18 protein-coding genes are annotated in these 20,016 nt (G+C 69.8%); 9 read left to right on the top strand and 9 right to left on the bottom strand.

The features are described 5' to 3' along the window. Positions 1-60: 60 nt before the first annotated feature. Both Q0812_RS07120 and Q0812_RS07115 read right to left on the bottom strand, forming a co-directional pair. Positions 61-888, bottom strand: a complete 828-nt coding sequence (locus Q0812_RS07120; RefSeq protein WP_302109619.1) for a UDP-2,3-diacylglucosamine diphosphatase — start codon at positions 886-888, stop codon at positions 61-63. Between the two features lie 99 nt (positions 889-987). Next, positions 988-1,461, bottom strand: coding sequence for a hypothetical protein (locus Q0812_RS07115; RefSeq protein ID WP_302109618.1), 474 nt, complete (start codon positions 1,459-1,461; stop codon positions 988-990). A gap of 122 nt (positions 1,462-1,583) precedes the next feature. Between Q0812_RS07115 and Q0812_RS07110 the strand changes: the two genes are divergently transcribed. The 3 genes from Q0812_RS07110 to Q0812_RS07100 all read left to right on the top strand — a co-directional run bounded on the left by Q0812_RS07110 (position 1,584) and on the right by Q0812_RS07100 (position 4,345). Then, positions 1,584-2,834, top strand: coding sequence for a cation:proton antiporter (locus Q0812_RS07110; RefSeq protein ID WP_302109617.1), 1,251 nt, complete (start codon positions 1,584-1,586; stop codon positions 2,832-2,834). Between the two features lie 80 nt (positions 2,835-2,914). Next, positions 2,915-3,454 (top strand): hypothetical protein, encoded by a 540-nt coding sequence (locus tag Q0812_RS07105; protein ID WP_302109616.1) that lies wholly within the window; start codon positions 2,915-2,917, stop codon positions 3,452-3,454. Between the two features lie 90 nt (positions 3,455-3,544). Continuing rightward, positions 3,545-4,345: an enoyl-ACP reductase FabI gene (locus tag Q0812_RS07100; RefSeq protein ID WP_302109664.1), complete on the top strand. Its 801-nt coding sequence runs from the start codon at positions 3,545-3,547 to the stop codon at positions 4,343-4,345. Between the two features lie 5 nt (positions 4,346-4,350). On the opposite strand, the gene Q0812_RS07095 is transcribed toward Q0812_RS07100, so the two are convergent. From Q0812_RS07095 to Q0812_RS07080, 4 genes are all read right to left on the bottom strand, one after another. Continuing rightward, complete coding sequence (locus Q0812_RS07095) at positions 4,351-4,854, bottom strand: hypothetical protein (protein ID WP_302109615.1); 504 nt, start codon at positions 4,852-4,854, stop codon at positions 4,351-4,353. Positions 4,855-4,935: 81 nt separating this feature from the next. Continuing rightward, the gene (locus Q0812_RS07090) at positions 4,936-5,418 is read right to left on the bottom strand and encodes a hypothetical protein (RefSeq protein ID WP_302109614.1); all 483 of its coding nucleotides are present in this window, start codon (positions 5,416-5,418) and stop codon (positions 4,936-4,938) included. A gap of 113 nt (positions 5,419-5,531) precedes the next feature. Beyond that, a complete protein-coding gene (lpdA, locus tag Q0812_RS07085) occupies positions 5,532-6,929 on the bottom strand; it encodes a dihydrolipoyl dehydrogenase (protein ID WP_302109613.1) in 1,398 nt (465 codons plus the stop codon). Continuing rightward, entirely contained in the window at positions 6,926-7,375 is a 450-nt protein-coding gene (locus Q0812_RS07080) for a hypothetical protein (RefSeq protein ID WP_302109612.1), read from the bottom strand. The genes lpdA and Q0812_RS07080 overlap by 4 nt, the downstream gene beginning before the upstream one ends. 428 nt (positions 7,376-7,803) lie before the next feature. On the opposite strand from Q0812_RS07080, the gene Q0812_RS07075 reads away from it, so the two are divergent. Together Q0812_RS07075 and Q0812_RS07070 are read left to right on the top strand one after the other, a co-directional pair. Further along, positions 7,804-8,403 carry a DUF4168 domain-containing protein gene (locus Q0812_RS07075; RefSeq protein WP_302109611.1) on the top strand — a complete coding sequence of 200 codons (600 nt, stop codon included), beginning with the start codon at positions 7,804-7,806 and terminating at the stop codon, positions 8,401-8,403. 135 nt (positions 8,404-8,538) lie between these two features. Beyond that, on the top strand, positions 8,539-11,394 hold the full coding sequence (locus tag Q0812_RS07070) for a M16 family metallopeptidase (protein ID WP_302109610.1): 2,856 nt from the start codon (positions 8,539-8,541) through the stop codon (positions 11,392-11,394). 123 nt (positions 11,395-11,517) lie between these two features. Here the strand turns inward: Q0812_RS07070 and Q0812_RS07065 are convergent, their stop codons facing one another. After that, the gene (locus tag Q0812_RS07065) at positions 11,518-12,138 is read right to left on the bottom strand and encodes a carbonic anhydrase (protein ID WP_302109609.1); all 621 of its coding nucleotides are present in this window, start codon (positions 12,136-12,138) and stop codon (positions 11,518-11,520) included. An 83-nt stretch (positions 12,139-12,221) separates the two neighbouring features. On the opposite strand from Q0812_RS07065, the gene Q0812_RS07060 reads away from it, so the two are divergent. After that, entirely contained in the window at positions 12,222-12,710 is a 489-nt protein-coding gene (locus tag Q0812_RS07060; protein ID WP_302109608.1) for a hypothetical protein, read from the top strand. Here Q0812_RS07060 and Q0812_RS07055 read toward each other — a convergent pair. Further along, the gene (locus Q0812_RS07055; protein WP_302109607.1) at positions 12,707-12,883 is read right to left on the bottom strand and encodes a hypothetical protein; all 177 of its coding nucleotides are present in this window, start codon (positions 12,881-12,883) and stop codon (positions 12,707-12,709) included. The genes Q0812_RS07060 and Q0812_RS07055 overlap by 4 nt on opposite strands. Before the next feature lie 144 nt (positions 12,884-13,027). Here Q0812_RS07055 and Q0812_RS07050 point away from each other — a divergent pair, with 144 nt between their 5' ends. Both Q0812_RS07050 and Q0812_RS07045 read left to right on the top strand, forming a co-directional pair. Further along, a complete protein-coding gene (locus Q0812_RS07050; protein ID WP_302109606.1) occupies positions 13,028-13,591 on the top strand; it encodes a biliverdin-producing heme oxygenase in 564 nt (187 codons plus the stop codon). Beyond that, the gene (locus Q0812_RS07045; RefSeq protein WP_302109605.1) at positions 13,588-15,711 is read left to right on the top strand and encodes a histidine kinase dimerization/phosphoacceptor domain -containing protein; all 2,124 of its coding nucleotides are present in this window, start codon (positions 13,588-13,590) and stop codon (positions 15,709-15,711) included. Before Q0812_RS07050 ends, Q0812_RS07045 begins: the two co-directional genes overlap by 4 nt. On the opposite strand, the gene Q0812_RS07040 is transcribed toward Q0812_RS07045, so the two are convergent. After that, complete coding sequence (locus Q0812_RS07040; RefSeq protein ID WP_302109604.1) at positions 15,708-17,531, bottom strand: cation:proton antiporter domain-containing protein; 1,824 nt, start codon at positions 17,529-17,531, stop codon at positions 15,708-15,710. The two genes, Q0812_RS07045 and Q0812_RS07040, sit on opposite strands and share 4 nt — an antisense overlap. Positions 17,532-17,690: 159 nt before the next feature. Here Q0812_RS07040 and Q0812_RS07035 point away from each other — a divergent pair, with 159 nt between their 5' ends. Further along, on the top strand, positions 17,691-19,832 hold the full coding sequence (locus Q0812_RS07035) for a M13 family metallopeptidase (protein ID WP_302109603.1): 2,142 nt from the start codon (positions 17,691-17,693) through the stop codon (positions 19,830-19,832). The last annotated feature ends 184 nt before the right edge of the window (positions 19,833-20,016 follow it).

Below are 20,016 nucleotides of genomic sequence, written 5' to 3'. Positions count from 1 at the left end.
CCGGCCCTCAGACGTCTGAAACAAAGGAACCCCCGGCTGGCGACAGCCGGGGGTTTTCTTTTAGGCCAGCGCCGGCTCCGGCTGGGGCGCGGCGGCCGCGCGGCCGCGCAGGGGCTTCAGCGCCGTCTGGGCGCGGATCTTCGGCCAGTCCAGGATCTCCAGCCGGCCGTCCATGTGCTCGACCAGGGCCGTGCAGCTCTCCACCCAGTCGCCGTCGTTGATGTATTCGATCCCGTCGATCAGGCGCATCTCGGCCTTGTGGATGTGGCCGCAGACCACGCCGTCCACCCCGTGCTCGCGTGCGGCGCGGGCCACGGCCTCCTCGAAGTTCTCGATGAACTGCAGCGCCTCCTTCACCCGCACCTTGAGGAAGGCCGAGAAGCTCCAGTAGTCCATGCCCAGCGCATGGCGGGCGCGGTTCAGCCAGGTGTTCGAGGCGAGCATGGCGCGGTAGGCCCAGTCGCCTAAGAAGGCCAGCCACTTGGCGTGCTGGACCACGCCGTCGAACTCGTCGCCGTGAATGACCAGGTAGCGCTTGCCCGTGGCGGTGACGTGGATGGCCTCGCGCATGACCTCGACGCCGCCGAAATGGGCGCCGCAGAAGTCGCGCACCCGGTCGTCGTGGTTGCCGGGCACGTAGATCACCTTGGCCCCCTTGCGGGCCAGGCGCAGCATCTTCTGGACCACGTCGTTGTGGCTCTGGGGCCACCGGAAGCCGCCCGCCTTCATGCGCCAGCCGTCGACGATATCGCCCACCAGATAGAGGGTCTCGCACTCCATGCCGCGCAGGAAGTCGAGCAGCAGCTCGGCCTGGCAGCCGCGGGTCCCCAGATGTATGTCGGACAGAAAGACCGTGCGGTAGCGGCGCGTGACCGTCTGGGCGTCCATGAGCCTGTTCCCCCCATTGTCTCAGGGGCGGCTAAGGCGCTTCGTGAACGGCCCTGCGACAGGACGGCGAAGTTTCCGCGACGGTCTTTAAGGGGTGCGCTACCAGCCGCTTTCGGCTGCGGCCGAGAGGATACAGCCGGCGGCGGCCGAGCGGTCCTCTTCCCAGGGGCGAATGCCCCGGTCGTCCCAGCGAATGGGTTCAAGCCCGATCCGCTGACGATCCGGCCGCTCCCGCGCCACATCGACGCCCACGCAGCGCCAGGACAGGGCGTACCCGCGCGAGGTGGCCAGGATGACGACCAGGGGCGGCCCGGGCTGTCGCGCCTGGGCCGACAGCACGGCGCGCGCGCAGTCCGCGGCCGAGGCTCCGGCGCAATCAGTGAAATCGGCGGCGCTCAGGGACGCGGGGGCGAGCGTCAGCCACCCGCCCCGCTCGGATGTGGCCGAGTCCACGCTCCGCAGGAGTGCGGCGCTATCGCCGGCGGCCTCCGCATCGGCGGGGACCAGCACCACGGCCACGGGAGGCGGCGGCGGAACCATCATAAGCGCGGCGACGAGGAGGGAGGCGGACATGACGCTTTACCTTGGATGGATCAGCCGCCAGCTTGGCGGGCGCCGCCGTCCCGTGCAAGCGCCGGACCCCAAGGCGGGGCCCAAGCGTTACAGCCGCGGCCTATCCCGGAGCCGCCGCCGTCTTGACCGCCGATCCCTACATCCTGTTCCTGCTGGGCCTCGGGCTCGTGATTCTGCTGGTGTCCTGGGGACCCAAGGGGCTCAAGCGCGCCCCCCTATCCCTGGCCATCGCCTGTGTGGGCATAGGCTGGACCGTCTTCGGCATGGGCGTGCTGGCCTTCAATCCCGACCCGCGCACCTACGACACCATCACCGAGCGCCTGTCCGAGCTGGTGGTCATCATCGCCCTGATGGGCGCGGGGCTGAAGCTGGACCGGCCGTTGGGCTGGCGCGCCTGGACCGTGACCTGGCGGCTCTTGGCCATCGCCATGCCCCTGACCATCGCGGCGGTGGCCTGGCTGGGCGTGGCTGGCCTGGGCTTCAGCCTGCCCATGGCGCTGCTGCTCGGCGCGGCCCTGGCCCCCACCGATCCGGTCCTGGCCTCCGACGTCCAGACCGGCCCGCCCCGCTCAGGCGAGAACGACGAGGTGCGCTTCGGCCTGACCTCGGAGGCCGGCCTCAACGACGCCCTGGCCTTCCCCTTCGTGAACCTGGCCATTCTGGCCGCGGCGGGCGGCCTGTTCAGCCTTCAGGGTCTGGGGCAATGGGCGCTGGTGGACGTGCTGTGGAAGCTGGGCGCCGGCGCCGCCGTGGGCTGGCTGGCCGGGCGGTTCTTCGGCTGGCTCGTGTTCCGGTTCGTGGGCGGCCTGCACCGGGCGGCGGACGGCCTGGTGGCCCTGGCGGCCACGCTGACGGCCTATGCGCTCACCGAACTGGCCCACGGCTACGGCTTCCTGGCGGTGTTTGTCTGCGCCCTGACCCTGCGCGGGGCCGAGCGGGATCACGATTTCCACGGCGAGATGCACGACTTCACCGACCAGATCGAACGGCTGCTGATGATGTTGCTGCTGGTGCTGTTCGGCGGGGCCCTGGCCAACGGCCTGCTGGACGCCCTGACCTGGACCGATGCGGCCATCGGCCTAGTCATCCTGCTGATCGTCAGACCCGTGGCGGGCTGGCTGTCGCTGATGGGCTCGCCGCTGGACCGGCGCGAGCGAGGCCTGCTGGCCTTCCTGGGCATCCGCGGCGTGGGCACGGTCTATTACGTGGCCTACGGGCTCAACCACGGCGGCTTCGGGGTCAGCGAGCGGTTATGGGCCATAACCGGCTTCGTCATCCTGGCCTCGATCCTGATCCACGGTGTGACGGCGACGCCGCTTCTGGAGCGGCTGACGCGATGGCGCGAGCGGGGCGCCTCTACGTCTGGTTCCTAGCAAGGCGTCTCCGGCTCACGGGCTTGGCGCCTGCAACCGTTGCGCTAATGTACGCTTGCCGACATTCGGGGGGAGCGGGCATGGCTGGAATTCGGGCGGCGCTGTTCGTCGGATGCGCTCTGGTGGTCGTCGGCTGCGGCCCGTCGGCCGAGGAACGCGAGCGCGCCATGCATACCGCGTGCGTCGGCCGGGTGTTGGCCTCCACGATGGCCGACGACCTTTACCTCAACACAGCCGCCCTGGCTGAGAGAGAGCAGTTGGTCCAGGCGGTCGACATGACCGGATGTCCGGCTGAATTCATGGCCTCATTCGCGGCGTACAGCGGTGCGATCACCACGGCGCGGCTGGCCTCTGCGCGTTACGCCGAGCATCAGGCCGGGCGCGAACAGGCGCAGTCCAGCAGTGTCGGCGTCGGTCTGCTGGAATGGGCCACGGGCGGCTCAACCGGAGCCACGCCGATGCGTGACTGGAACGCGCGAAACGTCCAGCTCCGGGCGGAGCTGGACGAGGCGGGCGCGGCGGTCACAAGGGCGGACGCCGCCCTGATGACGACGGCGGGCTATTTCGGAGTCTATCGCCAGACTCCCGCGCCCGACACGGCTTCGGCGCCCGCCGGCTGACGCCTTCCGCTTGCCGCACGGCGCGCGCTCGTCCAGAAACGCGCCGAACAACCGGAGACTTTGCCGATGGCCGCTGCATCCAGCTGGAACATGCCCAAGGGCGAACTCATGAAGGGCAAGAAGGGCCTGGTCATGGGGGTCGCCAACAGCAACTCCATCGCCTGGGGGATCGCCTCGCAGCTGGCCGCCCAAGGCGCCGAGATGGCCTTCACCTATCTGGGCGAGGGGCTGGAGCGCCGGGTTCGCCCCCTGGCCGAGAGCATCGGGGTCAAGCACCTGATCCCCGCGGACGTCACCGATGACGCCTCCATGGACGCCGCCTTCGACCAGATCGAACAGGCCTTCGGCCAGCTGGACTTCGTGGTCCACTCGGTCGCCTTCGCCAACAAGGATGAGCTGAAGGGATCCTTCGTCGACAACACCAGCCGCGACAGCTTCTTGCTGGCCATGAACATCAGCTGCTTCAGCTTCGTGGACGTGGCCCGCCGCGCCGCGCGCCTGATGCCGAACGGCGGCAGCCTGGTGACCATGACCTATCTGGGCTCCGAGCGGGCCATCCCCAACTACAACACCATGGGCGTGGCCAAGGCCGCGCTGGAAGCGGCGACCCGCTACATCGCCCGCGACCTCGGTCCCAAGGGCATTCGGGTCAACGCCATCTCGGCCGGCGCCATGCGCACCCTGTCCCTGGCCGGCATTTCGGGCGGGAGGGGCATGCTGGCGCAAGGGCGCGCCTTCTCGGCCATGAAGGAGGACACCTCCATGGAGGGCGTGGCCGGCTGTGCGCTGTGGCTGTGCTCGGACCTGGGCCTGTCCACCACGGGCGAGGTCGTCCACGTGGACGCCGGCTTCCACATGATGGGTCTGCCCGACGGCGGCGACGAGGGCTGAAGGCCCTAGCGGCCCGGCCGGGCCGTGGGCGAGCGCGGCCCCGTATCCTCAGAGCGGGCCAGCCGCCAGTCGGCGACCGTATGGCCTTCCTCGGCCAGACAGCGGGTCATGGCGTCGCGCACGATGCGCTCGTTGTGGCCGCGCTTGGCCGCGCTCATTCCGATGATGGCGATAGGCGCCACAAGGATCAGGCCGGTGGCCAGGCCCGCGCCCGCGGCCACCCCGCCCAGCATCCCCGCGCCCGAGGCCGCCGAGGCCCCGGCGACGACGCCCGCCGCGGCTCCGAGAGCGGTTCCACCCGCCACGGCGCCGCCCCTGCCCTCGCGGAAGTTCTGGGTGCGGCCCGCCGCCACCTCCTGGCTGCACTGATTGAAGGCGGCCTCGAAGGCGGCCTGGTCCGCGGGCGCGGCGGCCATGACCGGCGAATAGGCGCGCGGCGTGGTGGAGCAGGCGGAGGCGGCGAGCGCCCCGCATGCGACGAGGGCGACGGCCCCGCGAGACGATCCCATGAAACCTACTCCCCAGCCCCTCCCGGGGGCGACGACGCCAGTATGGCCGAACCATAACCCCTGGCTAGAGGTATCAGAGGGTTAGAGCTGAGCCGACGTTGCGTCGGGTGGAGGCGAGCGCTGGTAGCCCAGTTCGACAAGTGCGGCGTTGAGTTGGGACCAGTCCACCTCGACGCGTGTGAAGTCCGAGCCTGGCCGCATCTCGGGATAATACGGCGCAGCGGCCTCACCTTCGCCGGCCGAAACGCTCGCCGTCTCACAGACTTCGACCAAGGCCACGCGCCCGACTGAGGCCCCATCTTGGCTGTAGTTCAGTTCAACATAGGGGCCCGAGCAGGATAGCCGCTGGTTGGCCCCGACGTAGCTGGCGATCGAGAGCGCACCTTCAATGGCCCTGCGCTGCTGGATTGACAGTCGGCGGTTGGCGGGCGGCAGAATCATGTGGCGTGAGCCATCGCGCGAGAGCTGGTTGTCCTGAACCGTGAGGTAGACGGCTTCAGCGTCGGCGAACAGGTCAAACGGACGACGATCGGCAAGCACTGGCGGCGCATCGAGCGAGTCCATCAGGGCGTCGATCTCTGCGTCTTGGGCCTCTCGCGAGACATTCTCGGCGGTTCGCTCCGATCGAACGTCGCAGCCCGCGAGAAGCAAGACCGCTATTAGCGCCCCGCCCCTCATCAGATGTGGATCGCGTGACCCAGGGCGCGCAGGGACGCCTCGTGGAAGGCCTCGCCCAGGGTCGGGTGGACGTGGATGACCCCGGCCACGTCCTCAAGCACGGCGCCCATCTCCAGCATCTGGGCGAAGCTGTTCGACAGCTCCGACACGTGCTGGCCGACGGCCTGGATCCCCAGCAGGCGGTGGTCGGTCTTCGAGGCGATCACGCGCACGAAGCCGCCGTCCTCGCCCGCCTCGATGGCCAGGGCGCGGCCGATGGCCATGAGCGGGAACTGGGCGGTGATGACGTCGTCGCGGCCCTTCACATCGTCGAGGCCCAGGCCCGCCGAAACGATCTCGGGCTCGGTGAAGCAAACGGCGGCGATGGTCACGGGATCAAAGACCCGGTCATGACCCGCGATGATCTCGGCCACCACCTCGCCCTGGGCGCTGCCCTTGTGGGCCAGCATGGGCTCGCCCGTCAGGTCGCCGATGGCCCAGACGTTCTTCATGGAGGTGGCGCAGCGCTGGTCGATCTTGACGAAAGGCCCGGCCATGTCGACGCCCATGTTCTCGAGCCCCCAGCCCTTGGTGCGCGGGCGGCGGCCCACCGTGACCAGCACTTTGTCCGCCTTGAGCTTAAGCGCCTTGCCGTCCTTGTCGGTGACGCCCAGCGCGCCCTTCTCGAACGACCCCGCCTTGGCGCCCAGATGCAGCTGAACCCCGTGCTTCTCAAGCCACTTGGTCACCGGATCGGTCAGCTGCTTGTCGTAGAGTGGCAGCAGGCGATCGGCCATTTCGACGATGGCCACCTCCGCGCCGAGCTTGCGGAAGGCGATGCCGAGCTCCAGCCCGATATAGCCGCCGCCCACGACCACCAGCCTGCCCGGAACCTTGTCCAGCGACAGCGCCTCGGTGGAGGAGATGACGTCGCCGCCGAAGGGCAGGAAGGGCAGCTCGACCGGCTCGGACCCCGTGGCCAGGATTACGTGCTCGGCGGTGATGGTCAGGTCGCCCTCGGCCGTTTTGACCGTACAGGTCTTGGCGTCGGAGAAGGTCGCCCAGCCCTTGATGACGCGGACCTTGGCCTTTTTCAGCAGGCCGGCCACGCCCTGGTTCAGCTTTTTGACGATCCCGTTCTTCCATTCGACCGTTTGCCTCAGGTCGATGGCGGGCTTGGCGGCGGTGATGCCCAGCGTGCCGCCGCCCGCGGCCTTGGCCACGGTCTCGAACTTGGTGGCCGCGTGGATGATGGCCTTGGAGGGGATGCAGCCGACGTTGAGGCACGTTCCGCCCAACCCGTCGCCGCCGTCCACCAGCACGGTGTCCAGCCCCAGCTGGCCGCAGCGGATGCCGGCCACATAGCCGCCCGTGCCCGCGCCGATGATGAGGACTTTGGTCGAGATGGTTTGGGTCATTGGCGGCCGTTATTCAGCAGGTCAAGAAGATGGATGGCACGGGGATCATCCGCTCGGATCACGTCGATAATCGCAGTGAAATCAGCGCCACCGGTCCCCAACACTAGCACCTGGTCCCCTACGCCGACCTGCGTAAAGGGGGAAGACGTGCGTGCGGCATCGCATGTTGAGAATACGACCTCGCGGGCGGCCAAGGCTTGTTCGGCTGGTCCTCGCAACGTCCGCTCCGGGCGGACCCGTAGCGTGAGCCGGCCGCCCTCTCCTTGCACGTCAGTGAGGGCGCCCAAGGCCACAAACCCCGAAGTGCGCAGGTTCAACTCGTCGGTGTCTTGCTGCGAGTAGTCAGAACGGCGGACCTGGCACGCCTCCGCGCTCGTCGCCGTGCCCAGGGCGGCCACGGCGAAAAGAACGGCGATCAACGCCCTGGCTCTGATCTGCTCAGCCATGGGCCGCTTCTAGCGGGCTTGGGCCCGGGGGCAAAGTGGCAGGGCGCCGGCTGAAAACGGGGCGCCAACCCGTGCCAAACCGTGCCAGATCGCGCCACGCAGGCCTAATGCGGTTAAGAGAGTGGGTTGGTTCATCGCCTTCAGTCTAGGCCCAGCCCTCGCGGCGGGGACAAGCAAGGGCGGCGCAACAGCGATCCCTTTGCGACGCAGGCCTCAGCGAACCTGCCGCGCGTGGGGATCGGGCCGGAACCCGGCCCCTCAGGCGGCGGTTTTAAGGGTGCGACCAATCGGAGCAGTTCGGCCCTATTCAGTTGATCCCCCTGTTGCGTCTTTCCTAGGCTGGGCTGTCCTGAAAACCGATCTCTGGTTGCGCGGCTGATCCTGCGGCCGCCCCTCGACATCCCGTTCGTCATCACAAGGAGTTCCCTATGCGTCTTGCCCTGACCGTGTCCGCGGCCGTTATGGCCCTGTCCGTTCCCGCCCTGGCGCAGGAGGCCGCCGCGCCCGCCGCCCAGGCGCAAGTCCAGGCCCAGGCTCCGATGGCGGGGCAGTTCACGCGCGCCGAGCTGACCACCTTTCACGCGGCCATGGAGCGGGTGACGCCCATCGCCCAGGCGGCGAACGGGGCCCCGAGCGCCGATCAGCAGGCCCAGATGGCCGCGGCCATCGAGGCCGAGGGCCTGACGGTGGACCGCTTCAACGCCATCAGCGCCGCCGTCGCGGGCGACCCGGTCCTGCAGGCCCGTCTGGCCGTGATCGCCGCGCCCGCCCCGGCGGCCGGCAGCCCCGCCGCCTCGGTGACCGACCAGGAGGTTCAGGCCGCCGCCCGCGCCACGGCCCAGATCCGCGACCTGGGCATCCAGGGAACGCCGACGGCCGAGCAGGCCGAGGCCATGGGCGCCGCCGTGCAGTCAGCCGGCCTGACCATTGAGCGCTTCAACGAGATCGCCACCGCCGCCCGTTCGGCCGATCAGCTGCGCGCGCGCCTGGCCCTGGCCGAGGCGCGGATGAGCGCCTCTGAGGGCTGATGCGACAGGGGGCGCGGCGGGCCGGGCGACCGGCGCCGCGCCCCAACCTTTCCCAGATTTAATCTGCGCCCTCTTCCGGACACGATCCGGCTGGGGCCTATTGGCGGAAACGTTTAAGCTGGGGACGCTTCCGCCATGATCCGCTCGACCCGCCACGCCCTGATGGGCGCCTCCGCCGCCGCCCTTATCCTCGCCCTGGGGGCGCCGCCCGCCCTGGCTCGCACCGACGCCGCCGCAGCGGTCGCCATGGCCCAGGCGGCCGAGGCCCGGCCCGCCTCCATCGACGAGCTGCTCGCCGGGGTGGACATTCCCTATGAGCGCTTCACCCTCGACAACGGCCTGACGGTGCTGGTCCACGAGGACCGCAAGACCCCGATCGTCGGCATCGCGGCCTGGTACAATGTGGGCTCCAAGGACGAGCCCGAGGGCAAGACCGGCTTCGCCCACCTGTTCGAGCACATCATGCTGTTCAACGGCACCGAGCACGTGCCAAACCTGATCGAGCCCCTGCGCGACATGGGCGCGACCAACTGGAACGGCACCACCTGGTTCGACCGCACCAACTACTTCCAGACCGTGCCGACCCCGGCGCTTGAGCGCGGCCTCTACATCGAAAGCGAGCGCATGGGCTACATCCTGGGCGCCCTGACCCAGGAGCGTCTCGACGCCCAGCGGGGCATCGTCCAGAACGAGAAGCGCCAGGGCGACAACCAGCCCTATGGCCTGACCTTCTATCGGATGCTCGAGGCCCTGTTCCCCGAGGGCCACCCCTATCGGCACTCGACCATCGGCTCCATGGCGGACCTGGACTCGGCCAGCCTGGAGGACGTGCGCCAGTGGTTCCGCGATAACTACGGACCCAACAACGCCGTGCTGATCCTGTCCGGCGACATCAGCGTCGCCGAGGCCCGGCCGCTGGTCGAGCGCTACTTCGGCCAGATCCCGCGCGGCCCCGACAATATCCCGGCGGAGGCCGACGTGCCGACCCTGGCGGCGCCCATCTCCGAGGTCATGCAGGACCGTGTGGCCAATACGCGCCTGTATCGCGTCTGGGCCGTCCCGGGCCTCGCGCACGAGGACCAGGTGGAGCTGGACGTGGCGGCCCAGGTGCTGGGCGGCCTGGCCTCGTCGCGGCTGGACTCGGCCTTTGTGCGCGGCGACCAGTCGGCGGTGTCGGTGTCGGCCAGCGTGCTGCCCTTCCAGCGGCTGAGCCTGTTCTTCGTCACGGTGGACGTGAAGCCGGGACAGGACGCCGACGCGGTGTCGCGCAATCTGGACCAGCTGATCGCCGACTTCAGCCGCACCGGGCCGACCGCCGATGAGGTCCAGCGCGTGGCCGCCCGCGAGGTCGCCGGCGCCATGGCCAATATCGAGCAGGTCGCCGGCTACGTGGGCAAGACCCAGCTGCTGGGCAACGGCGCGATCATTGCGGGCGACCCGGGCTTCTTCCGCCGCAACATCGTGGAGTACGGCGAGGTGACCCCCGCCGCCGTTCAGGCCGCGGCCGAGCGCTGGCTGAGCCGGCCGGTCTATTCCCTGCGCGTCGATCCGGGCGCCCGCGAACCCTATCAGGAGGCGCAGGCCACCAACCGTCCGGAGCCGGACAATACGCCGTTCCAGGCCACGCCGCGCGACCCCATGCCGCCCATGGGCGAGATCGCAGACCTGGACTTCCCCGACGTGGAGCGCGCCCGCCTGTCCAACGGGGTGGAGGTGATCTACGCCCAGCGTGACGCCGTGCCCCTGACGCAGCTCGCCGTCTCGTTCGACGCGGGCGTGGCGGCGGACCCGGCCGATGCGCTGGGTACGCAACGCCTGATGGCCGCCCTGATGACGCAAGGCGCCGACGGGCGCAGCGCGCTGGAGATCGCCGAACAGCAGGAGCGGCTGGGCGCCACGATCTCGGCCAACAGCGGCCTTGACCGCACCACCGTCACCCTGGGCGTGCCCAGCGCCAACCTGGCCCCGGCCCTGGACCTGCTGTCCGATGTGGTGGCGCGCCCGGACTTCACCGCCTCGGAGGTCAACCGCCTGCGCGACCAGCAGCTGGCCCTGATCGCCCAGGAAGGCACCAACCCCGTCGGCATCGCCGGACGCGTCTTCCCCCGCATCGCCTACGGTGAGGCGCATCCCTACGGCCGGCCGGTCTCGGGACTGGGGACCGCGGACGGCGTGCGCGCCATCGACCGGGACGACCTGGTGGCCTTCCACCGCGCCTGGATCCGGCCGGAGACGGCCAAGGTGTTCGTGGTCTCGGACCGGCCGCTTGCCGAGGTCACCGCGCTGCTGGAGGCGCAGCTGGGCGCCTGGCGCGGCGAGGCTGGATCGCCCGTGGGCCGTAAGGTCTTCTCCGCGCCCATCCCCGAGGCGCGGCCCCGCATCGTGCTGGTCGACCGGCCGCAGTCGCCGCAGTCGGTGATCTACGCCGGACAGGTGCTGCCGGTTTCGGGTTCGGACGACACCCTGACCCTATTCGCGGCCAACGAGTCCATCGGCTCGGGCTTCCTGTCGCGCATCAACACCGACATCCGCGAGCGGCGGGGCTGGTCCTATGGCCTGTCGGGCAACGTGTTCCTGCGCGAGGGCCGTGCCCCCTACGTCATCAACGCGCCGGTCCAGGCCGACCGCACGGGCGATTCCATCCGCGTGCTGATGGAACAGTACGCCGCCTTCGCTGGAGACCAGGGCGTGACGCCTGCCGAGCGGGACCGGGCCGTCAACGGCAACATCCGCCAGCTGCCCGGCCAGTTCGAGACGGCAGGCGCGATCCTGGGCGCGTTGATGACCAACGAGCTGTACGACCGCCCCGATAATTACTGGGAGCAGGTGGCCAGCCGCTATCGCGCCATGACGCCCGAAGCGATGGACGCCGCCGCGCGCGCGGCCATCGACCACAACCGCTTCGTCTGGGTGGTGGTGGGCGACGCCTCGGTGGTTCGGCCCCAGCTTGAGGGGCTGGGCCTGGACGTCGAGGTCGTTCCGGCGACCTAGACCGAAATCGGTTTAGCGGGCCGCACGCCTGCGAAGCTCAGATTTCGATCCAGTATTCTAGCGAGAGCCTGATTCACGGCATCGGCGGAATCGCGAAGCGATTCCACCTCAACCGATCAGGCTCTAGGCTCTGAGGTCCACCGACGCCTTATCCTTCGGCCCCAGGCGCGCCTGGGGCCGGACCCGGCCGTCCTTGAGCGAGTAGACCCAGGCGTGCAGGGTCAGGTCCGCGCCCTCGGCCCAGGCGTGGCGCACGGTCGAGGTCTGGGCCACGCGCTCCATGCCGGCCACGGCGTTGAGCTCACAGAGACGGTCCTCGAGCGCCTCGCCGGACAGGGCGTCCAGTTCAGCCGCATGACGATCACGCACGTCTCGGATGTGCTCCAGCCAGTTGTCGATGAGACCGTGGTCGGCCGTCTCCAGCGCCGCGCGCACGCCCCCGCAGCCGTAGTGCCCGCAGACCACCACGTCCTTCACCTTCAGAACCTGGACCGCATACTGCAGCACCGACAGGCAGTTCAGGTCGGTGGGGACGACCACATTGGCGATGTTGCGGTGGACGAACACCTCGCCGGGCAGGGCGCCGATGACCTGGTTGGCGGGCACGCGGCTGTCGGAGCAGCCGATCCACATCAGGTCGGGGTTCTGCTGACCGGCCAGGCGGCTGAAGAAGGCGGGATCCTGGCGCGTCGTCTCGTCCGCCCAGCGGCGGTTGTTCTCCAGCGCCTTTGACAGATCGCTCATCCAGCGGCCCTCTTTAGATGACGGAGTGGTTTAGCCGTCCGTCGCCGGGGCCGAAACCCACCCTGGCGCGTTCAGGAGGCATGATGACGACGAGAACGCTTTCTATCCTGGCTTTGTTGCTGCCCGCCCTCGCCGCCTGCGAGCCCGCCGCGGAGGCCCCCGCGCCGGCGCCCGAGGCGCCCGCCGACCCCGCACCAGTGGAGCAATGGGAACTGGTCGCGTCCGGCGAGGGCGTGGGGCTGTTCCTGCTGGGGCCGGGAGGGCGGCCGCAGCTGGCGCTCAGCTGCCTGGAGGGCGGCGTGCTGCGCGCCGTGGCGCCCGGCTTCACCGTCATCGGCAGCGAGGAGCGCTTCACCCTGGGCGTCGGCGACGAGGCCTTCACCCTTGTGGCGCAGGTAATGGACGCGCCGCCCGGAGGCGTCACGGCGGAAGGCCCCGCCGATCCTGGCCTGCTGCGGCGATTGGAGGCGGGCGGCGAGGTGAGCGCGCTCTACGGCACGCAGCAGGTGGGCCCGACGCCTGGCCCCGACAGCGAAACGGCGCGGGCGTTCGCGGAAGGCTGCCGCGCCTAGGGCTGCGGCATCAGCATCAGGACCGCCGCCGTCGCCCCGCCCGCCGCGATCACGGTCGCGACCAGCCAAACGACCAGCGCGCCGCCCCGGCGACGCTTCCTGGCGTAGCTTCGCAGAAAGATGCGCGGACGACGGCCAAAGACTTCGCTGCCGACGATGTTGTGGCGGGACATGTACGCCTCCCCTGAAACTGACCTGGCCAATGACCCAGCGGATGTGGCGAAATCCGGGCAAGGCCTGGCTGAAGGCGGCCATGACCCTGCGACCTTTGTGCGCTGGCGTATCGACAGGGCGCTGTCGCGTGATACCGCTGGGCGATGTCTGTTGGTCCCGTGCTCGGCGCGTTGCGATCCGCGACCGGTCCGCTGCACGACGCGCTTGAGGCCCGGACGCAGGCGCTGTCACGTCTGCTCTGCCGAGAGGGGCGGGCCGGCTATGTGGCGGCGCTGCATAGCGCCTACGCTCCCCTGGAGGCCGCGCTTGAGCCCTGGCTGATCGATGAGGCGGGCCTGGATTTCGCCGGACGGCGCAAGCTTTCCTTCCTCGCCGAGGACCTTGAAGCCCTGGGCCGGGCTGCGCCGCAGGACGCCGATCTGACGGAACTCCACCTGTCAGCGCCGCGCGCCCTGGGTCTGCAGTACGTGCTGGAAGGGGCGACGCTGGGCGCCCGCGTGCTGGCGCGCGAGGTGCGTTCGGCGGGCGGCGACCTGCGCGGCCTGAGCTTTTTCAACTGTTACGGAGCCGAGGCGGGCGCGCGCTTCCGTGCATTCTGCGATGTCCTTGAGGGGCGGCCGGACGAGACCGACGAAATCATCGCCGGCGCCGTCCTGGGCTTTCAGATCATGGACGCCGCCCTAGCGCCGGAGGGCGCACTCCAATGACCACGCCCGACCTGACCGATTGCGACCGCGAGCCGATCCATGTGCCGGGGGCCATCCAGCCGCACGGGGTACTGTTAGCCTTCGAGCCCGCCACCTGGGCGATCCATGTCGCGGCGGGGCCCACGGAGGCGATGCTGGGCGGCCGGCCCGAGGACCTGCTGGGCCGCGCCGTCGACGAAATCTTCCCGGCGGCCAGGTTCCTGCTGGAAGAGGGCGAAGGCTATGTGGGCCTGATGCAGGGAGCTGGCGGCGAACCGTTCGACGCCACCGTGCACGCCTCTGGCGGCCTGACCCTGCTTGAGCTTGAGCCCTCCAACGGAGCCGGCGACAGCGGCATGGCCCTGCTGGCCGCGCTTGAGCGCGCCGATGCGGCCATGGAGGCGGCGGCCGACATGGAGGGCCTCTGTGATCGCGCCGCCCAGGCCCTGCGCCGCCTGACCGGCTTTGAACGGGTGATGATCTATCGCTTCCTCGACGACGGCGCGGGGCGAGTGGTGGCCGAGGCGCGCGATCCGGAGGCGCGCGCCTTTCTGCATCATCACTTCCCGGCCACGGACATTCCGCGTCAGGCGCGGGCCCTGTACTTGCGCAATCGCATTCGGGTCATTCCCGACGCGGGTTATACGCCCTGGCCCCTCGTCAGCGCCGAGGGGCCCGAGGCCGCGGCCGCCTTCGACCTGTCGGACAGTGTTCTGCGCAGCGTTTCGCCCATCCATCTGGCCTATTTGAAGAACATGGGCGTCGGGGCTTCGGCCTCGGTCTCCATCGTCAGGGACGGCGCCCTGTGGGGTCTGGCGGCCTTCCACCATCCGGAGCCGCGCCTCATGCCGCATGGCGTGCGAGCCGTCTGCCGATCCATCGCCGCCAGCCTGTCGCGGCGGCTGCGGGCTCTGGAGGAGACCGTCTACCACCGGGACCGCGCGCGCCTGCGCAACCGGCAGGACGCCATCCTGGCCCGCGCCGAAGCCGAACCCCATCAGGGTGCAGCGCTGCTGGAAGGCCTGGAGGAGCTGCTGGGGGCCGTCGACGCCCACGGCGTCGCGGTGCGGATCGGCGATCGCATGGCGGCCCAAGGCATGACGCCGCCGGCCGAAGCGCTGCCGCCACTATTTGACTGGCTGAAGGGCGAAGCCGGCAAGGGCGTCTTCACCTCGCACCGGCTCGGCGCCGAGTATGAGCCCGCCCAGGCCTGGACAGGCAAGGCCTCGGGCGTCGCGGCGGTCAGCATGGGCGGCGACGCTCCCGCTCAGATCGCCTGGTTCCGCGCCGAACGCCTGCAGGAAGTCATCTGGGCCGGCGATCCGCACAAGGCCATGAACGCCGAATCTGGAATGCTGACGCCGCGCGCCTCCTTCGCTGAGTGGGCCCAAACCGTGCGCGGCCAGGCCAAGCCCTTCAGCCACGCCGAGGTGGAGGCGGTGCGCTCGCTGGCCGAACAGCTGCAGGAGCTGCATCGCCGCCGCGCTGTGCAGGACATGAACCGACGTCTGGCCGCAGCGGTGGCCGACCGTGACGAGCAGCTGGCGCAGAAGGATTTTCTGCTGCGTGAGGTCAACCACCGGGTCCAGAACAACCTGCAGCTGGTCTCGAGCTTCCTGGGCGTGCAGCGCCGCCAGACCATCGACCCCGTGGCGCGCGCCCAGTTGGAGGAGGCCGCGCGACGGATGCGCGCGGTCGGCCTGCTGCACCGGCGCCTCTATCAGAGCGACGAGGTCCGGGCCGTGGACATGGACCGTTACCTGGATGAGCTGGCGCGGGATCTGCTCGGGACGGTCGATGCTCAGTGGGCGAATAATCTGCGTATCGTCGCGGCGCCGGTGCGCCTGCCCACGGATCGGGCCGTGACCATCGGGCTGGTCGTCACCGAGCTGATGCTGAACGCCATCAAGTACGCCTATGAGGGGCGCGCGGGGCCCATCGAGGTCTCGCTCGACCTGGAGAGCGAAGCGGTCCGGGTGGCGGTCTCGGATCAGGGCGTCGGACGCGGCGAGGGCGTTTCGGACCAGGGCGGTTTCGGCTCCCAGGTGCTGCACGCCCTGGTGCGTCAGCTGGGCGGACGGCTGGCCTATCTCGACAATGGTCCCGGCACGCGGGCCCTGCTGACGGTGCCGGCGCGCTAGGTATCCGTGCTGAAGCGGGTCGAGGCCCTGAGCGCGCGTAGAGGCCGGTTGCGGCCCTCAGGCGCCGCCTCCTGGAACAGCTTGCGGAACTGCTCGCGCCGCTCGTGGATGGAGGCCAGCACCAGGCCCATGGGCACGCCCAGATCCACCAGGGTGTTCTCGGCCAGCTGCAGGCTGGATTCGGTGGTCTCGGGCACGGCGTCGGTGACGCCCAGGCGGTAAAGCCGCGCGGCGTGCTTCTCGTCGCGGGCGCGGGCGATGACGATCATCTCCGGCGCCTGGGCGCGCACGGCGGCCGCCACGGCGTCGACCTTGCCCGGCTGATCCATGGTGATGACAAGCGCCCGGGCCTCGTCGATGCCGCAGGCCGCCAGCAGGGCGGGGTTGGACGCATCGCCGAACCACACGTCGGGCCGCGCCTGACGCGCCGCGGACACCACTTCGGGGTCGCTGTCGATGATGGTGTAGGCGATGCCGTGCGCGTCCAGCATCTCGCCCACCAGCCGTCCGACCCGCCCGTAGCCGACGATGAGCACCCCGCCGGGCGCGGCCTTGTCGGGATTGGCGATGACGGTTCCTCCCGCCCGCTCGCGCCGCTCCTGGCGACGGCTGAAACGCACCCCCAGCGCGCCCAGGAGCGGAATGGCGAACAGGCTGAGCGTGGCCGACAGCAGAAGGCCCTGGCCGAAGCCGCGCGGGACAAGCCCCTCGCCGATGGCCTGGCCGATGATGACGAAGGCGAACTCCCCCGCCGGACCCAGCAGCAGCGCGGTCTCGAGCGCCGGCCCCCTGGGCACGCCGTTGAAGCGCGCCAGGGCGAAGACGATGGCCACCTTGATGGCGATGAGGGTCACGGCCAGCAGCCCCACCGTGGCGGGGGCGGCGGCCACGGCGTCCAGGTCCAGCCCTACGCCCACGGAGACGAAGAACAGGCCCAGCAGAAGGCCCTGGAAGGGCTGGATCAGCACCTCCACCTCGCGCCCGTATTCGGTTTCCGCCAGCAGGATGCCCGCCACCAGCGCGCCCAGCGACATGGATAGGCCGGCGGCCTGGGACGCCAGACCCACCGCCAGCACCACGAACAGGCAGGCGGCCAGGAACATCTCGCGCCGGCCCGCCTTGGCCACCGAGCGGAACATGGGCCGCAGCAGCAGCCGCCCCAGAAGGACGATCACTCCCAGCCCCACGGCCGCGGGAATGAGGCTGAGCAGACCCTGAGCCAGGGCGCCGCCGTTCAGTTCACCTGCGGCGCCGGCGCCGGCCGCCAGCACCGTAACGGCCACCAGAATGGGCGCCACGGCCACGTCCTGGGCCAGCAGCACCGAAAAGGACGCCCGCCCCGTCGCCGTGCGCATGCGCCCCGCGTCCGAGAGCACCGGCATGACGATGGCCGTGGAGGACAGGGCGATGCCCAGGCCCAGGACGATGGCCGAGGCGAGGGTCTGGCCCATGGCGAAGAACAGGCCTGACAGGGCCAGGGCGCAAAGGGCGATCTGCGCCACACCCAGGCTGACGATGAAGCGGCGCATGGCCTTGAGCCGCTCCCACGACAGCTCCAGTCCGATCATGAACAGCAGGAAGACCACCCCGAACTCGGCCAGGACGGCGATCTGCTCCTGGTCCGTGATGGTCATCACGCTGAGCCACGGGAAGTCGCCCGCGAGGCGGCCCAGGCCGTCCGGCCCCAGGGCGACCCCAGCCACGAGGAAGCCCAGGACCGGGCTGATGCGGAACCGCCGGAAGATCGGCGCGACGATGCCCGCCGCCGCCAGGAAGACGACGATGTCCTTGTATTCCTCGCCCGTGGCCGGTCCCGCCATCCGCCCGCCCTATGTGTCGAACGCCCATCTTAGGCGACGTCCGCCCGCTCCGTCGCCGTGGGTGTGACATTTTTTTCATGTGGCGCTGCGCCGGGAACGCCTATGTTTGGAGCAAGACCGGTCAACCTGGCCGAAGCTGAAAGAAGGACGTTTCGACGGATGAAGTCCCTGCTCCTACGCGCCGCCTGCGCCGCCGCCCTGATGCTCCCCGCCGCCGCCCAGGCCGGAGAGGAACACCAGCACGCCGGCTGCCTGGATGAGATCTGCTCCATGGAAGCGCTGTTCCAAAGCGGCGCCGCCGCCGGCGCCTCGACCGGCGCGCCCGCCGAGTTCACCGGCACCGACGCCCTGCGCCTCGGAACCTGGGGCTTCGACATCGCCGGCATGGACCGGTCCGTGAGTCCGGGCGACGACTTCTTCCGCTACGCCAACGGCCTTTATCTGGACGCCACCGAGATCCCCTCGGACCGGACGCGCTGGGGCTCCTTCGACATGCTGGCCCAGCTGTCGGAGAACCGGCTGCAGACCCTGATCCATGACATCTCGGCCGGTCAGCATGCCGAGGGCAGCGACGAGGCCAAGATCGCCGCCCTCTACACCAGCTTCCTGGATGAGGCGCGCGTCAACGCCCTGGGCGCCCAGCCGCTGATGCCGCTGATCGAGCAGATCCGCGCCGCGGACACGCGTGAGGCCCTGGCCGCCTATCAGGGCCGTACCGCCGGCGGCTTCGGCCGCAGCCTGACGGGCACGGCCGTGTTCGGCGACTCCCGCAACCCCGACGTCTACGCGGCCTATCTGTTCCAGGGCGGAATCGGCCTGCCCGACCGCGACTACTACCTGTCGGACCGCTACGCCGAGCAGAAGGCCGCCTATGAGGCCTATGTGGGTCGCATCCTCAGCCTGATCGGCTGGGACAATCCGGCCGAGGCCGCCGCCGACATCGTGGCCTACGAAACGCGCCTAGCCGAGGCCCAGTGGACCCGCGTCGAAAGCCGCGACCGCGACAAGACCTACAACCCCATGACCCGCGCCGAGCTGGTCGCCCAGGCGCCCGGCTTCGACTGGGAAGCCTTCTTCGATGCGGCCAGCCTGGACCACGTGGACCGTTTCGTGGTGACCCAGAACACGGCCTTCCCGCGCCTGGCGGCCATCTACGCCGAGACGCCGGTGGAGACGCTGCAGGCCTGGCAGGCCTTCCACACGGCCGATCAGGCCGCGCCCTACCTGTCGCAGGACTTCGTCGACGCCAACTGGGAGTTCCGCTCGCGCACCCTGGCCGGCCAGCCCGAGCCGCGCAGCCGCGAGAAGCGCGCCATCGCCTTCGCCGACGGGGCCATGGGCGAGGCCCTGGGCCGTCTCTATGTGGCCCGCTGGTTCCCGCCCGAATCCAAGGCCCAGATGGAGACGCTGGTCGCCAACCTGCGCGAGGCCATGGCCAACCGGATCCGCGGCCTGGAGTGGATGAGCGACGAGACCAAGCAGCGCGCGCTCGAGAAGCTGGAGAAGTTCGGCGTCAAGATCGGCTATCCGGACCGCTGGCGTGATTACTCTCCGTTGGAGGTGCGGGCCGACGACCTGTTCGGCAACCAGACCCGCTCGATGGCCTATGAGTGGGAGCGTCAGGCCGCCCGCGTCGGCCAGCCCATCGATGAGGTTGAGTGGGGTATGACGCCCCAGACGGTGAACGCCTACTACTCGCCGGTGCAGAACGAGATCGTCTTCCCGGCGGCCATTCTGCAGCCCCCCTTCTTCGATCCGGAGGCGGACCCGGCCGTGAACTACGGCGGCATCGGCGGAGTCATCGGCCACGAGATCGGCCACGGCTTCGACGACCAGGGCCGCAAGTCCAACGGCGACGGCCTGCTGCAGGAGTGGTGGACCGAGGAGGACGAGGCCCGCTTCGAGGCCCAGGCCCAGCGCCTGGGGGCCCAGTTTGACGCCTATGAACCGCTGCCCGGCTATAATGTGCAGGGCGGCCTGACCATGGGCGAGAACATCGGCGACCTCGCCGGCGTCACCCTGGCGCTGGAGGGCTATCGCATCTCGCTGGACGGCCGGGATTCGCCCGTGCTGGACGGCTTCACGGGCGATCAGCGCGTCATGCTGGGCTGGGCCCAGGTCTGGCGCGGCAAGTACCGTGACGCAGCCATGCAGCAGATGGTGGCGACCAACCCGCACTCGCCGCCGCAGTTCCGGGTCATCGGCCCGCTGCGCAATATCGACGCCTGGTACGAAGCCTTCGGCGTGCAGCCGGGCGAGCGGTACTATGTGCCGCCGGCCGAGCGCGTGCGCATCTGGTAGATCGAGTGAAGTCTCCTCCCCGCCCTGGGCGGGGAGGGGCTTCATACGGACACGAAAAAGCCCGCCGCGGGGATGCTCGCGGCGGGCTTCTCGCTCTTTAGAGCAGGCGCTTCCTCCCCGAAACGCCGGGAGGGTCGAGCGGCGAACCGCGACCTTCCGCACGGGCAAGATGGCGGACCTTGGG

Source organism: Peiella sedimenti, from assembly GCF_030504955.1.
Classification (GTDB): domain Bacteria; phylum Pseudomonadota; class Alphaproteobacteria; order Caulobacterales; family Caulobacteraceae; genus Brevundimonas; species Brevundimonas sedimenti.
The sequence above is the reverse complement of the archived record's forward strand: the minus strand, read 5'-3'. Positions and strand labels throughout refer to the sequence as shown.

Excerpts from the sequence above, each read along its gene's own strand:
- Q0812_RS07120 (WP_302109619.1), bottom strand. The coding sequence starts at position 888 with ATGGACGCCCAGACGGTCACGCGCCGCTACCGCACGGTCTTTCTGTCC.
- Q0812_RS07115 (WP_302109618.1), bottom strand. The coding sequence starts at position 1,461 with ATGTCCGCCTCCCTCCTCGTCGCCGCGCTTATGATGGTTCCGCCGCCG.
- Q0812_RS07105 (WP_302109616.1), top strand. The coding sequence starts at position 2,915 with ATGGCTGGAATTCGGGCGGCGCTGTTCGTCGGATGCGCTCTGGTGGTC.
- Q0812_RS07100 (WP_302109664.1), top strand. The coding sequence starts at position 3,545 with ATGCCCAAGGGCGAACTCATGAAGGGCAAGAAGGGCCTGGTCATGGGG.
- Q0812_RS07095 (WP_302109615.1), bottom strand. The coding sequence starts at position 4,854 with ATGGGATCGTCTCGCGGGGCCGTCGCCCTCGTCGCATGCGGGGCGCTC.
- Q0812_RS07090 (WP_302109614.1), bottom strand. The coding sequence starts at position 5,418 with ATGGACTCGCTCGATGCGCCGCCAGTGCTTGCCGATCGTCGTCCGTTT.
- lpdA (WP_302109613.1), bottom strand. The coding sequence starts at position 6,929 with ATGACCCAAACCATCTCGACCAAAGTCCTCATCATCGGCGCGGGCACG.
- Q0812_RS07080 (WP_302109612.1), bottom strand. The coding sequence starts at position 7,375 with ATGGCTGAGCAGATCAGAGCCAGGGCGTTGATCGCCGTTCTTTTCGCC.
- Q0812_RS07075 (WP_302109611.1), top strand. The coding sequence starts at position 7,804 with ATGCGTCTTGCCCTGACCGTGTCCGCGGCCGTTATGGCCCTGTCCGTT.
- Q0812_RS07070 (WP_302109610.1), top strand. The coding sequence starts at position 8,539 with ATGATCCGCTCGACCCGCCACGCCCTGATGGGCGCCTCCGCCGCCGCC.
- Q0812_RS07065 (WP_302109609.1), bottom strand. The coding sequence starts at position 12,138 with ATGAGCGATCTGTCAAAGGCGCTGGAGAACAACCGCCGCTGGGCGGAC.
- Q0812_RS07060 (WP_302109608.1), top strand. The coding sequence starts at position 12,222 with ATGACGACGAGAACGCTTTCTATCCTGGCTTTGTTGCTGCCCGCCCTC.
- Q0812_RS07055 (WP_302109607.1), bottom strand. The coding sequence starts at position 12,883 with ATGTCCCGCCACAACATCGTCGGCAGCGAAGTCTTTGGCCGTCGTCCG.
- Q0812_RS07050 (WP_302109606.1), top strand. The coding sequence starts at position 13,028 with ATGTCTGTTGGTCCCGTGCTCGGCGCGTTGCGATCCGCGACCGGTCCG.
- Q0812_RS07045 (WP_302109605.1), top strand. The coding sequence starts at position 13,588 with ATGACCACGCCCGACCTGACCGATTGCGACCGCGAGCCGATCCATGTG.
- Q0812_RS07040 (WP_302109604.1), bottom strand. The coding sequence starts at position 17,531 with ATGGCGGGACCGGCCACGGGCGAGGAATACAAGGACATCGTCGTCTTC.
- Q0812_RS07035 (WP_302109603.1), top strand. The coding sequence starts at position 17,691 with ATGAAGTCCCTGCTCCTACGCGCCGCCTGCGCCGCCGCCCTGATGCTC.